This window comes from Streptococcus australis ATCC 700641, from assembly GCF_000186465.1.
In the GTDB taxonomy this organism is placed as follows: domain Bacteria; phylum Bacillota; class Bacilli; order Lactobacillales; family Streptococcaceae; genus Streptococcus; species Streptococcus australis.
In genome coordinates this window covers 773,281-786,371 of sequence record NZ_GL636091.1, presented here as the reverse complement: position 1 = coordinate 786,371, position 13,091 = coordinate 773,281, and the positions used below count along the sequence as shown (strand labels likewise).

At 42.8% G+C, this 13,091-nt stretch carries 12 protein-coding genes; 1 reads left to right on the top strand and 11 read right to left on the bottom strand.

The annotated features are described in order from the left end of the window. The first annotated feature begins 232 nt into the window (after positions 1–232). On the top strand, positions 233–1,579 hold the full coding sequence (gene gdhA / locus HMPREF9421_RS03665; RefSeq protein ID WP_006597171.1) for an NADP-specific glutamate dehydrogenase: 1,347 nt from the start codon (positions 233–235) through the stop codon (positions 1,577–1,579). Between the two features lie 94 nt (positions 1,580–1,673). Here gdhA and dnaJ read toward each other — a convergent pair whose 3' ends face one another. From dnaJ to HMPREF9421_RS03610, 11 genes are all read right to left on the bottom strand, one after another. Further along, positions 1,674–2,819, bottom strand: a complete 1,146-nt coding sequence (gene dnaJ, locus HMPREF9421_RS03660) for a molecular chaperone DnaJ (protein ID WP_006595635.1) — start codon at positions 2,817–2,819, stop codon at positions 1,674–1,676. A 406-nt stretch (positions 2,820–3,225) separates the two neighbouring features. After that, a complete protein-coding gene (dnaK, locus tag HMPREF9421_RS03655) occupies positions 3,226–5,049 on the bottom strand; it encodes a molecular chaperone DnaK (RefSeq protein ID WP_006595634.1) in 1,824 nt (607 codons plus the stop codon). Positions 5,050–5,403: 354 nt separating this feature from the next. Next, complete coding sequence (gene grpE / locus HMPREF9421_RS03650; RefSeq protein WP_331250618.1) at positions 5,404–5,928, bottom strand: nucleotide exchange factor GrpE; 525 nt, start codon at positions 5,926–5,928, stop codon at positions 5,404–5,406. Positions 5,929–5,952: 24 nt separating this feature from the next. Continuing rightward, positions 5,953–6,987, bottom strand: coding sequence for a heat-inducible transcriptional repressor HrcA (hrcA, locus tag HMPREF9421_RS03645; RefSeq protein WP_006595632.1), 1,035 nt, complete (start codon positions 6,985–6,987; stop codon positions 5,953–5,955). A gap of 167 nt (positions 6,988–7,154) precedes the next feature. Beyond that, entirely contained in the window at positions 7,155–7,928 is a 774-nt protein-coding gene (locus HMPREF9421_RS03640) for a M15 family metallopeptidase (RefSeq protein ID WP_006595631.1), read from the bottom strand. Then, on the bottom strand, positions 7,921–8,619 hold the full coding sequence (locus HMPREF9421_RS03635; protein ID WP_006595630.1) for a histidine phosphatase family protein: 699 nt from the start codon (positions 8,617–8,619) through the stop codon (positions 7,921–7,923). The genes HMPREF9421_RS03640 and HMPREF9421_RS03635 overlap by 8 nt, the downstream gene beginning before the upstream one ends. Before the next feature lie 41 nt (positions 8,620–8,660). After that, on the bottom strand, positions 8,661–9,377 hold the full coding sequence (locus HMPREF9421_RS03630; RefSeq protein ID WP_006595629.1) for a histidine phosphatase family protein: 717 nt from the start codon (positions 9,375–9,377) through the stop codon (positions 8,661–8,663). A 133-nt stretch (positions 9,378–9,510) separates the two neighbouring features. Beyond that, entirely contained in the window at positions 9,511–10,848 is a 1,338-nt protein-coding gene (locus tag HMPREF9421_RS03625) for a PFL family protein (RefSeq protein ID WP_006595628.1), read from the bottom strand. 18 nt (positions 10,849–10,866) lie between these two features. Next, positions 10,867–11,133 carry an ACT domain-containing protein gene (locus HMPREF9421_RS03620; RefSeq protein ID WP_006595627.1) on the bottom strand — a complete coding sequence of 89 codons (267 nt, stop codon included), beginning with the start codon at positions 11,131–11,133 and terminating at the stop codon, positions 10,867–10,869. A 150-nt stretch (positions 11,134–11,283) separates the two neighbouring features. Continuing rightward, on the bottom strand, positions 11,284–11,886 hold the full coding sequence (locus HMPREF9421_RS03615) for a rhomboid family intramembrane serine protease (RefSeq protein WP_006595626.1): 603 nt from the start codon (positions 11,884–11,886) through the stop codon (positions 11,284–11,286). Between the two features lie 113 nt (positions 11,887–11,999). Next, a complete protein-coding gene (locus HMPREF9421_RS03610) occupies positions 12,000–12,707 on the bottom strand; it encodes a CPBP family intramembrane glutamic endopeptidase (RefSeq protein WP_006595625.1) in 708 nt (235 codons plus the stop codon). Between the last annotated feature and the right edge of the window lie 384 nt (positions 12,708–13,091).

The following is a 13,091-nucleotide window of genomic DNA, read 5'->3' as shown; positions in this document are numbered from 1 at the left end:
GGAAAAATCAGACATTTTTCCAATCCTATCATCCTTTCGCATCCATTTTTTCCCACTTTATAGGTAGTTGTGAAAATTTTCAGAAAATTCAACTTTTTTCTTTACAAGTCAATAAAAGTCTGCTATAATTATCGACGTAATAAAACATGACATTGCTTTCAGCAGTGCCTCCATATACCAGTAAGTTCGCTAACCTGCTGGAATTCGTTTCAATGAAAAAAGGAGAAACATGATGACAACTGCAAAAGAATATATCCAAAGCACTTTCGAAACCGTAAAAGCTCGCAACGGCCATGAAGCGGAATTCCTTCAAGCTGTTGAAGAATTCCTCGGCACTTTGGAACCTGTATTTGAAAAACATCCAGAATACATCGAAGAAAACATCTTGGCACGTATCACTGAGCCTGAGCGCGTAATTTCTTTCCGTGTTCCTTGGGTTGACCGTGACGGAAAAGTTCAAGTTAACCGCGGTTACCGTGTTCAATTCAATTCAGCTGTCGGTCCTTACAAAGGCGGACTTCGTTTCCACCCAACTGTAAACCAAGGGATCTTGAAATTCCTCGGCTTCGAACAAATCTTTAAAAACGTTTTGACTGGTCTTCCTATCGGTGGTGGTAAAGGTGGATCTGACTTCGATCCTAAAGGGAAAACAGAGGCTGAAGTGATGCGTTTCTGCCAAAGCTTCATGACTGAATTGCAAAAACACATCGGTCCTTCTCTTGATGTCCCAGCTGGTGATATCGGGGTTGGTGGACGTGAGATTGGTTACCTTTACGGTCAATACAAACGCCTTCGCCAATTTGATGCTGGTGTCTTGACTGGTAAACCTCTTGGTTTCGGTGGTAGCTTGATCCGTCCAGAAGCAACTGGTTATGGTTTGGTTTACTATACGGAGGAAATGCTCAAAGCCAATGGCGACAGCTTTGCTGGTAAGAAAGTCGTGATCTCAGGTTCTGGTAACGTTGCCCAATACGCTCTTCAAAAAGCAACTGAACTTGGTGCAACTGTTATCTCTGTATCTGACTCAAACGGTTACGTGATCGACGAAAACGGTATTGACTTTGACCTTCTGACAGACGTCAAAGAAAAACGTCGTGCTCGTTTGACTGAGTATGCTGCAGAAAAACCAACTGCTACTTACTACGAAGGATCTGTATGGACTTACGCTGGTAACTATGATATCGCTCTTCCATGTGCAACTCAAAACGAGATCAACGGTGAAGCAGCGAAACGCTTGGTTGCTCAAGGGGTAAAAGTTGTTTCTGAAGGAGCCAACATGCCTAGCGACCTTGATGCGATCAAAGTCTACAAAGAAAACGGCATCCTTTACGGACCTGCTAAAGCTGCCAATGCTGGTGGGGTTGCTGTATCTGCTCTTGAAATGAGCCAAAACAGCCTCCGCCTTTCATGGACACGTGAAGAAGTGGATGGACGCTTGAAAGACATCATGACCAACATCTTCAACACTGCTAAAACAACTGCAGAAACCTACGGTCTTGGTAAAGATTACCTTGCGGGTGCTAATATCGCAGCCTTTGAAAATGTCGCAAATGCGATGATTGCCCAAGGTCTTGTTTAATTTGATTCTTTTGCCACACCTCTGAAGCCTTTGGTTTCGGAGGTGTTTTTCTTGATAAAAAAAGAAGATTGGAAAAACCAAATCTTCTTTTATTTTATAAATCATCCAAGGCATCTTTAACCTTATCAAAGAAGCCTTTTTTCTTTGGGTTGACCTTCAAATCACTTGCTTCCGCAAATGCACGAAGGGCTTCTTTTTGCTTGTCATTTAGACCTGTTGGTGTCACCACATTAACAGATACATATTGATCTCCTACAGAGCCACCACGCAAGCTTGGTGCTCCCTTGCCACGGAGGCGGAATTTCTTACCAGTCTGGGTTCCTTCTGGGATGACCAAGTCAACATCCCCATGAACCGTTGGTACATGAACCGTATCTCCAAGGGCAGCCTGAACAACATTCAAGTTCAATTTATAGTAGATAGTTGATCCATCCCGTTCAAATTTGTCGCTTGGCTCAACATTGACCACCACATAAAGATCTCCGTATGGACCTCCGTTAAAGCCAGCTTCTCCTTGACCAGAAAGGCGAATTTGTTGCCCAGTTTCAACCCCAGCAGGGATTTTCACATTGACACTGTGGGCTTGCTTCTCGTGACCAGTCCCATGACAGGTAGTACAAGGTTCTTTGATTTCTTGACCACGTCCGTGACAGACATCACAGGTTACCTGACGGCGCATCATTCCTAGAGGGGTTTGCGTATCCACATTGATCACCCCAGAACCATGACAGCGTCCACAAGTTACGGGACTTGTTCCTGGTTTAGCACCAGTGCCTTCGCATGTCTGACAGCTAGCTTCCCGATGGTACTTCACTTCCTTCTCAGTTCCAAAGATGGCTTCTTCAAACTTGAGGTTTACGCGGTACTGAAGATCATCTCCCTGACGTGGAGCATTGGGATTGCGACTTGCACCGCCACCTCCAAAGAAGCTTGAGAAAATGTCCTCAAAGCCACCAAAACCAGTACCATCAAAACCACCGAAACCACCAGCTCCGCCACCGAAGCCACCAAAACCACCGTTGGCTCCTGCAGCACCGTATTGGTCATAAGCTGCCCGCTTTTGTTCGTCACTTAAAGTCTCATAGGCTTCTTGAACTTCCTTGTACTTGTCCTCAGCACCAGGTTCTTTGTTGATATCTGGGTGATATTTTTTAGATAATTTCCGATAGGCTTTCTTGATCTCATCTTGAGACGCATTCTTTGAAACGCCCAAACGGTCATAAAATTCAGTATTGTTCATTTAAGATACCAAGACCGTAAAATTCGACTGAAAAATAGGAAATCTGACGCAGGAGCGATGCTCCTAGACAGATTTATCTTTTTTCCGAGAATTTAGGTCGGGTTCAGTTCCTTTCTTTCATATTGAGTAAGAAACTTCAGAACTCAGGTTCAATTCCCCGAATGCTCTTTGTTCCTTTCCATTGTTATTGTGAAACAAACCCTACATCAATCAGGTTTATTCCCTTTTTACCGAAAAACAGAGGCTGGGTTACAACCTCTGGATTTCTTTATCATTTACTAGTTAGGCGTTTAGGCAAGTCGCTATAGCGATTGCCATAGAATGCCAATCATTAGAGTGAACAGTCATTCTTAACGCCTCGCTCCCCGATTTTCAAGCTCGGGATAAAATAGTCCACTGGACTATTTTATTTCTCCGTAAACTCTCCGTCTACGACGTCATCGCCTGCGTTTCCTGTTGCTTGTGCGCCTTCTGCTCCTGCTTGGGCTTGTTGCGCTGCTGCTGCTTGTTCGTAGAGTTTAACCGCAAGTCCTTGAGCTTTTTCGTTTAATGCTTCAAGTTTTGCTTTCATTTCGTCCAAGTTGTTGTCTTCTTGGGCTTTCTTAAGCTCATCAAGGGCAGCTTGTGCAGCATCACGTTCTGCATCGAAGCCTTTGCCTTCAGTTTCTTTGATTGTCTTTTCAGTCGCAAAGATAGCTTGGTCTACTTCGTTACGAAGGTCAACTTCTTCTTTACGTTTCTTATCTGCTTCAGCGTTTGCTTCTGCATCTTTCATCATGCGGTCGATTTCTTCGTCTGTCAAACCTGAGTTCGATTGGATAACGATTGTTTGCTCTTTTTGAGTTCCAAGGTCTTTAGCCTTAACAGATACGATACCGTTCTTATCGATGTCAAATGTTACTTCGATTTGTGGGATTCCACGAGGTGCAGCTGGGATATCTGTCAATTGGAAACGTCCAAGAGTCTTGTTATCTGCTGCCATTGGGCGTTCCCCTTGAAGTACGTGGATATCAACGGCTGGTTGGTTGTCTGCTGCAGTTGAGAAGACTTGTGATTTAGATGTTGGAATAGTAGTGTTGCGGTCGATGAGTTTTGTAAAGACTCCACCCATTGTTTCGATACCAAGTGACAATGGCGTTACGTCAAGAAGGACAACATCTTTCACATCACCAGTGATCACACCACCTTGGATCGCAGCACCCATAGCCACTACTTCGTCAGGGTTCACTGATTTGTTTGGTTCTTTACCAGTTTCAGCTTTAACAGCTTCAACAACGGCAGGGATACGAGTTGAACCACCAACAAGGATGACTTCGTCGATTTCTGACAAGCTCAAACCTGCATCTGAAAGGGCTTGGCGAACTGGAGTTTTTGTACGTTCTACAAGGTCACGAGTCAAATCGTCGAATTTAGCACGAGTCAAAGTCGTTTCCAAATGAAGAGGTCCAGCCTCACCAGCAGTGATAAATGGCAAGCTGATTTGTGTTGAAGTTACACCAGAAAGGTCTTTCTTCGCTTTTTCAGCTGCGTCTTTCAAACGTTGAACAGCCATCTTGTCGTTTGACAAGTCGATACCATTTTCTTTCTTGAATTCTGCTACTAAGTAGTCGATGATTTTTTGGTCAAAGTCGTCACCACCGAGTTTGTTGTCCCCTGCAGTTGCCAATACATCAAAGACACCATCACCGAGTTCAAGGATAGATACGTCAAATGTACCACCACCAAGGTCGAATACTAAGATTTTTTCTTCTTTGTCAGTCTTATCCAAACCGTAAGCAAGAGCTGCTGCAGTTGGTTCGTTGACGATACGTTCTACTTCAAGGCCAGCGATTTTACCAGCATCTTTAGTTGCTTGACGTTGAGCATCGTTAAAGTAAGCTGGAACTGTGATAACAGCCTTGGTTACTTTTTCACCAAGGTATTCTTCAGCATAACCTTTCAAATATTGAAGAATCATCGCTGAGATTTCTTGTGGAGTGTATTCTTTCCCGTTAGCAGAAACTTTTTCAGAAGTACCCATCTTAGATTTGATAGAGATGACTGTATCTGGGTTTGTGACTGCTTGACGTTTTGCAGCGTCACCAACGATGATTTCACCGTTTTTGAAAGAAACTACAGATGGAGTTGTACGGTTCCCTTCTGGGTTTGCGATGATTTTTGATTCAGTTCCTTCAAGAACTGCTACTGCTGAGTTTGTTGTACCTAAGTCAATACCAATAATTTTAGACATGTGTTTTTCTCCTTAAATTTATCTTCTTTTTTTCTTTTTGATATTTTCCCTTAAGTGGTGGGGACGTGAGCAACTCCCTTTGGGATTTCATCACTTATTTTTGAGCCTACTGTCTCAAAAATCCCCTGCTTCAGTAGCACAAGCTACTGAAACTTTCACCACTGCGGGAAATATCTTCCTTGCAAGCCTCCGGCTTGCATCTTATCTTTCTTTCATAGTTTAGTGTCGTTTCGGACAAGGTATCCTAGTTGAACACGCCCTAAGCTCTGGGTAAAAAAGATAGATTTCCTTGTGTTCATCGAACACTTCGTCAATCTCCTATTTTTACTGTGAGCTTTTTACGGGCTTTGTATCCTAGTTGTAGACAACTACCATGGCTGGGCGCAGGATGCGGTCATGGAGTTTGTAGCCTTTTTGGAAGACTTGTGCGATGGTGTCTGCTGGATGTTCGTCATCAGCTGGAACGGTTTGAATAGCCATATGATAGTTATGGTCAAATTCTCCGTCTGCTGCAATTTCTTCGATCCCTTCTTCTTTCAAAGCATGTACCAAGCTTTCTTGCACCATTTCTAGTCCTTTTTTGACATCATCTGTCAATCCTTCGACGGCAAGGGCACGTTCGAGGTTGTCCAGTGATGGTAAGATCGCTTTGGCCAAATCTTGGCTACGGTATTTTTGTAATTGCTGACGTTCTTCATTAGCACGGCGCTGAATGTTTTGCATTTCTGCATGAGCACGAAGGTATTTGTTTTCAAATTCCTCGGCACGCGCTTGTGCTTTTTCTAACTCAGAAGGTTGGTTGCTTTCCTCTACAACTTCTTCAGTTGTTTGGGCAACTTCCTCTTCTTTCACGTCTTCTTTTTTGATATCTTCTGTCAAGGCATACACCCCTTTCATTTGGTCTTAATTTACTTCATAATGGTTGCTGTTGAGATAACGGTAGTAATCCGTCAACTTCATGACCAGTACTCGGCCGATGACATTGACCAGGCTAATCACACGCCTGTAATCCATCTCTACAGGACCAATCACATGCATGAGGGCCATCCCACGATAAGGAACCAGGAACTTGTGACTAATGACCGTCACATTTTTCAAGGCCTTCTCTTGGGATTCCGCAACCAGGATCTGGGTCATTTGGTCTTCTGGCATTCCCCCTCGTAACTCCAAGGCCACATGTTGGGGATTATCTAAGAACTGATAGGTCTGAAGATCGGCATAACTCAAAGATGAAACCTTTCCTTCTACAAAGACCAATTCTTGAAACAATTGCGAGAAGACGTAATCGAATAGATCCAAAACGTTGTCTGTCGTCTTGAAATAGCGCTGTACAATCTGTGGAATCTCCGTCCGCAGGCGGTAGTGGATATCCAAGACCGCATTTCCAATGAAACGTTCTTGAACTAGCTGATGGAAGATTTCCAAGTCACTGGTTAAGAAATTCTTTGGAATAGCAAACTGTACGGTGACAGGCTTTGATTCATCCAAGGTCAGAACTGCTAAGGCATCGTGGTTGGATAATGGGACAATCTCAAAACCCGTCAAGCGCTGCCGTGTCGGCTCCACATCCTGAATCACTGCGGTGTAGCCCGTCATCTGGGCTAGTAACTTGGCCGTAGCATCCAAGATATCGTCTAACTTAAAGGCTTCGAAATCAAAGGCCTTCACTACCTGGTAGACATCTTGCTCATCAATCAACTCTAGATCGAGCGAGTTCTGAACAAAATATTGGAAACCAGCTCGGCTAGGCATTCGACCACTCGAAGTATGGGCCTTTTCTAATAAGCCTTGCTTTTCGAGAGCAGCCATGTCGTTTCGGATGGTCGCACTACTGGATTGAATGACATCTTGTAGTGCTTTTGAACCGACCGGTTCGTGGGTCTTGGTAAAGATATCGACGACAAGATTTAGAATCTCATTTTGACGTTCTGTAACCATGACCTCACCTCTCTTTCATTTTTAGCACTCTAAACACTCAAGTGCTAAGATATGATTCTATTATACACCCTCTCAAAAGAAAGTCAAGAGAAAAATCCAAAAAATTAGCACTCTTTTTCAAAGAGTGCTAAAAATCATTCTTAAGACCGATACTTGTCTAAAAAAGCCTATAAACCTGCTTCTTTCAATTTTTGAATGTATTCTTCTAAAACCAGCTGATGCTTGACCATATACTGGGCATTTTCTACACCAACGTAGCGGAAATGCCAGTTTTCATAGTCCACACCTGTAATCGCATTTTTCCCTTCTGGATAGCGGAGAACAAAACCATACTGGGGAGCCAAAGCAATAATCTGCTGGGCTACCTCTTCAGACTGTCCATTTGGAGCACTCATATCAATCGCAAGACCCGTTTGGTGTTCACTAGCACCTGGAACCTGTACTTGAGCTTGTGCTTGAGCTTCTGCCTCCTCATGAGAAAGACCCGTAGCTTCTAACTGCGCTACCCGCTCATTATAGAGTTCTGTTTGCTCCTCCACACTTCGATAACCCGAAATCAAGGATTCTTCAGGCGCGACAGCTCTCGCCGCTGCTAGAAACTGTTTCGTTTGTTCTGCAATCCGACTATCCACCTTGATTTCTTCAACATCAACTAACTGAGGGTTCAGCTCGGCTAACTTGTTGTCCCGATTGACCAGGACTAGGTTCCAATCCTTGCTAGAAGCTTGAGGAAGGTCTGTTTTAGGTTTTTCTTCCTTTTTTTCAACTTTTTTTGGAGTGGTTGTTTCTACTTTTTTATCTTCAACAGCGCTCATATGAAGCCATTGAGGTTTCAAATAGAAAATACCCACTCCTGCTCCGATCAGACAGAGACCTAAACAGCAGAGCACGATCCAGCTAACTTTCTTTTCTCTTTTCTTGGCAAGTTTGTATTTAGTCATGATCTTCCTCTAACAATTTTGCTCCAACCTGTCGGTATGACATATCTCCAACTGCTTCTAGTTTAAATTGGCCATCCTCATACTCAATAACAGTCACACTACCATTGTCCAAGACCAATTCTTTAAAAGCCTTTGGATCAATCAGGTAAATCAAGGTGCTGATGGTCATCCCATGACTGACCACGATGGCATTGCCACCACCTTGAGACTCAACATCCTTGGCAATTGCCGTAAAGCCTTCCAAAATTCGATCGCGAAGAGTTTCCCAAGACTCTGCCCAGCCTGCTGTATCCACTTCGACAATTCCTTCAGCCAACTCCATCAAGCTCAAATGATGGAAATCATCGACCCGAAAGACACGTGGCAGAACCCCCATAAAGAGTTCTCCATCGTAGGCGCCATCAAAGCTTCCAAAACACCATTCGCGAATACGCTTATCATAGCGATAAGGAATTTTACCTGTTAACCCTAATTCTTCTAGCACAATCCCCATGGTTTGAATGGTTCGACCAGAGTCACTGGACACAGCTTGTTGGAACTGGATTCCTGCTTGACGCAGACCAATCCCTAATTCATGAATCCCTCGTTCGCCAGCTTCCGTCAAGGGACTATCGGACCACCCTTGGGCGCGACCGATCGTATTAAACATGGTTTTTCCGTGACGGGCAATATACAATTTTGTCTTTGCCATTTCTATCCTCCTGCAATTGTTTTCTTCTTATATAATATATCTTATTTTTTTACATCAATTTCTTCTGAGTGGGCCTCTAACCAGTTAGCACCTAGCTTGCGATAAGATTCATCTCCGATAGTCTGGATAGAGAAGTGTCCATTCTCGTATTCTACCAGGGTAACACTGCCATTTTCAACCCTTGGATCTAACACAATCTCTGGATTTAAAATGCACACAAAGGAACCGATGGTCATACTATGACTGACAACAAGAACATTTCCACCACCCTTAGCTTCAACTTCTTTAGCAATCTCTTCAAAACCATCTACAATCCGTTTTTTTAACACATCCCATGGTTCAGCCCAACCGGCTGTATCCACTTTGTAGATCCCATTCGCTAACTCTTCTAGTGTTAACTTCTTGTAGTCTTCTATATCCAGAACACGGGGAACGACTCCACGGAACAGCTCTCCTCCATAGGCACCATCAAAACTTCCAAAACACCATTCCCGGATCTTTTTGTTGAAAGTATAAGGAATCTGATCTGTGAGCCCAAGCTCGTTTAAAACAATCCCCATGGTTTGAATGGCGCGACCTGAATCACTGGAAACAGCACGGACAAAGTCCAAACCAGATTCTCTCAACCCAACTCCCAATTCACGGATACCTTCTTCTCCTTGAGCAGTTAAAGGCGTATCCGACCAACCTTGAGCACGACCTAGCGTATTAAACATGGTTTTTCCATGCCGAATAATAAATAATCTTGTTTTCGCCATGTGATCTCCTTTTACGTTCTTCTATTATATCATTTTTTATAAGGAAACTGGCAGCGATGACCTCTAGATTCACTTTCACTACCTTGGTCAACAGTAAAAGCCCTGAGCAAACAGTATGCTCCAGGGCTATTTTTTAATTTTTAAAACTATGAACTGGGGCTGGAATTTGACCACCACGGGCGATAAAGTCAGCTGACGAAGCTTTGTTAACTTTCATAACGGGGGCAGATCCAAGAAGTCCTCCAAGTTCTAACATATCGCCTTCTTCTCCATAAGGAATAATCCGAACCGCTGTTGTCTTTTGGTTGATCACTCCGATAGCTGCTTCATCGGCAATCATAGCCGCAATCGTCGTAGCTGGAGTATCAGCCGGGATGGCAATCATATCCAGACCAACTGAACAGATGGCAGTCATGGCTTCCAATTTTTCCAGGTTGATATGACCCGATTGGACCGCCGCAATCATCCCCTCATCTTCTGAGACCGGAATGAAGGCACCTGACAAACCACCGACTTGGTTACAAGCCATGATGCCACCTTTTTTCACTTGGTCATTGAGCAGAGCGAGCGCTGCAGTAGTTCCATGGGTTCCTACTACTTCAAGCCCCATAGCTTCGAGGACACGGGCAACCGAATCCCCAACAGCTGGCGTTGGCGCGAGAGACAAGTCTACAATCCCAAACTCCACACCGAGACGTTCACTAGCCATTTGACCAACCAATTGCCCAACACGAGTAATCTTGAAAGCAGTCTTCTTAACGGTTTCAGCCAATACATCAAAGCTTGCACCTGGAACTTTTTCAATCGCCCGTTGGACAACACCAGGACCAGAAACCCCAACGTTGATGACAACATCCGCTTCACCGACACCGTGGAAAGCCCCTGCCATAAAAGGATTATCTTCTACTGCATTAGCAAAGACCACCAGTTTCCCTGGCCCCATCGGATCTGCTTGGGAAGCTTCTTTAATGATACGGCCCATGTCTCGGACAGCTGTCATATTGATCCCTGTCTTAGTGGAACCAATGTTAACCGAAGAGCAGACAAAGTCCGTCTCTGCTAGAGCGCGAGGTATGGAGTTGATAAGGATTTCATCCCCCTTTTGGTAGCCTTTTTGAACCAGGGCTGAGAAGCCACCGATAAAGTTGACCCCAACTTCTTTAGCCGCACGATCCAGCGCCTTGGCAAAGGGCACATAGTCTGTCGCATTGGTTGCTGCTCCAATAATGGATATAGGAGTGACCGAAACCCGCTTATTCACAATCGGAATGCCGAGTTCTGCTGCAATCTCATCCCCGACAGCTACTAAGTCCTTGGCCTTTGTTACAATCTTCTGGTAGACTTTTTCAGCCGCCTTATCGATATCTGGATCAATACAATCTAGCAGTGAGATTCCCATGGTGATGGTCCGAACATCAAAGTTCTGCTCCTCAATCATGGCAATGGTTTCTGTTACCTGTTTAATGTCCATATTTCTACCACCTCACTCTTACAAATTGTGCATGGCATCAAAAATCGCAGCGCTCTGGATATTGATTTTTACATGAAGAGACTGACCGAATTCTTCTAATTCTGAACGAAGCTGTGTGAAATCTTTTTTCTCATCCGATGTCACAACCGCCATCATAGTGAAGTACTCATCCAATACGGTCTGGGAAATATCATCGATATTGAGTCCCAACTCTGCCACCTTAGTCGCAACACCCGCTACGATTCCTTTTTGGTCTTTTCCGACGACTGTAATAATTGCTTTCATTTCACTGCTCCATTCTATTTATTTGCTTCCATTGTAGCACATTCCCCTTAAAATCGCTTAAATGTTTTAGAAAAGGTTCAGTTTTACAAACAAAAAGAAGACATCCAAGAGAATCTCTTGAATGCCTGTAAATCTCAATATCATGATCAATCAACGGATCACTAAAGCATTTTTTCTTAAGATAGTGGCTGAAGATAAAACCAAAAGGTAACTAGCAACCCCCGAAAGATGGAGCCAAGTCGAGATCCATCCGGTGATCATTGGTAAAAGCATCAGGCTAGCTAGAAGGATTAAGAAAAGATAATACAGTTTTACGGTGCATGAAAATTCTTGCCAAATATTCGGTAAAAGTATGACTCCTCCAGTTATAAAAGCATAGCCAACCGCAGAAATCCCCGTCGCCTGAATTTTTTGCCCCTGTGTTAAGAAGTGAAAGGCGATGGAAGAGATGACTGTCGCGGTAACAAAAACAAGCAAGACATGTTTGGAGCCTCTTTTCCTTTCCAGTAATCCGCCAAAAGGTAGAATCATGAGCCCATTTAAAAATAGATGTACCCATAAAAACCAGAGGGGGGCTCCTTTACTTCCATGCATCAAGGTTCCACTCATATACTGCCAATAATAAACCGGTTTTGAATGAAAGGCCAATAGGTCGTACATAGCATTCCCATAAATAGAAGTGAGAATTCCTAACAATAAACAAATGAAAGTTAAAGTACTGACAACTGGGTAGGTTTTGAGGATGTTTTTCATGTTGCTAATTCTCTTCTATATACTTCTCATTTTAAAGTTCATCATCTATGACTATTATACTACACTCTGATTTCTAATTTCCCATTTTATGCCCACTTTAAAGACAATAGATATTAAACAAGAAAATGCCAGTAGATATAGTTGAAGATAAAAATCCAGATCGGTTTCCAAAATGTAAGAAAGTTGCTAAAGGCATGTAAGAAAATCGGTAAACGGATATCTTTATGCTTCTTATAGACAGCTGCAAAGAAGAACCCTGAACAGAAATAAAGAGAAAAGGTTACAGGGTCCCGATATTGATGGATCAGATGAAAGGCCGCAAAGAGAAAGCCTGAAAGCAAAACATCTAAATGAAATTTACTCTCTTTAAAGAAGACATTCATCAGATATCCTCTAAAAATAAATTCTTCAATCATGGGAGATGTAACGGTTGCCAGGATAAAAAATAGAGTACCCGAAATACCGGGGCCATTTAGATAAATAGAGGCTGGCAATTTTGTTTGATGAACGACAGGAACGAGAAAATCTTGAAAAGTTTGCAGCACCCATCTTTCAAAAAAGAACCACAAAAGCACCAAAGCAAAATACCCCAGATAGGACCACTTCCATTTCTGTCTGTTTGAATGGGTGGCTATCTTCTGTCTTTTAAACCAAAATAGAATGGCGATGAGTAGCAAAGAGTAGAGAATCAAATAGATGAAATAAAGAAAACTTACATCACCCTTGAAAACTCCAGTTAGGTAGATACCAAGACCTTCGATCCCAAAAACAAATAAATATAACAGGAACAGGATAGCGACTCCATGTTTGGCATATTTCATATCATCTTTTCTCCAATATCATTCTTCCATTCAATTATGTACAAGTATAGCACATAGAAAAACTTGTAAGCAAGGAAGCCCTCAATTGTACCTTTTTCACCCTAAAAAGTTACTACCAATTGTTTATTTGATTCAGATAGATATTTTAAAAAAACAATTTGGAATGCTTTGAAACTACTATTTAAGATGATGGAGGAATTGTCCAGTTTACAATGAGATTACTGTTTTTAAATCAAAAAGAACACCTCGAAAGGCGCTCTTTGTAAAGTATAGTAATTCTTTTGAATTAACGTTTACTAAATTGTGATGCTATATGAGACTTCTTAAGACCAGGTTTGGTTAACCTAAATAACAACTTAACTTAAATAGATTGATTACAAGGAA

Bases quoted from the DNA above. Each gene is read 5' to 3' on its own strand.
- gdhA (WP_006597171.1), top strand. From the start codon at position 233: ATGACAACTGCAAAAGAATATATCCAAAGCACTTTCGAAACCGTAAAA.
- dnaJ (WP_006595635.1), bottom strand. From the start codon at position 2,819: ATGAACAATACTGAATTTTATGACCGTTTGGGCGTTTCAAAGAATGCG.
- dnaK (WP_006595634.1), bottom strand. From the start codon at position 5,049: ATGTCTAAAATTATTGGTATTGACTTAGGTACAACAAACTCAGCAGTA.
- hrcA (WP_006595632.1), bottom strand. From the start codon at position 6,987: ATGGTTACAGAACGTCAAAATGAGATTCTAAATCTTGTCGTCGATATC.
- HMPREF9421_RS03640 (WP_006595631.1), bottom strand. From the start codon at position 7,928: ATGACTAAATACAAACTTGCCAAGAAAAGAGAAAAGAAAGTTAGCTGG.
- HMPREF9421_RS03635 (WP_006595630.1), bottom strand. From the start codon at position 8,619: ATGGCAAAGACAAAATTGTATATTGCCCGTCACGGAAAAACCATGTTT.
- HMPREF9421_RS03630 (WP_006595629.1), bottom strand. From the start codon at position 9,377: ATGGCGAAAACAAGATTATTTATTATTCGGCATGGAAAAACCATGTTT.
- HMPREF9421_RS03625 (WP_006595628.1), bottom strand. From the start codon at position 10,848: ATGGACATTAAACAGGTAACAGAAACCATTGCCATGATTGAGGAGCAG.
- HMPREF9421_RS03620 (WP_006595627.1), bottom strand. From the start codon at position 11,133: ATGAAAGCAATTATTACAGTCGTCGGAAAAGACCAAAAAGGAATCGTA.
- HMPREF9421_RS03615 (WP_006595626.1), bottom strand. From the start codon at position 11,886: ATGAAAAACATCCTCAAAACCTACCCAGTTGTCAGTACTTTAACTTTC.
- HMPREF9421_RS03610 (WP_006595625.1), bottom strand. From the start codon at position 12,707: ATGAAATATGCCAAACATGGAGTCGCTATCCTGTTCCTGTTATATTTA.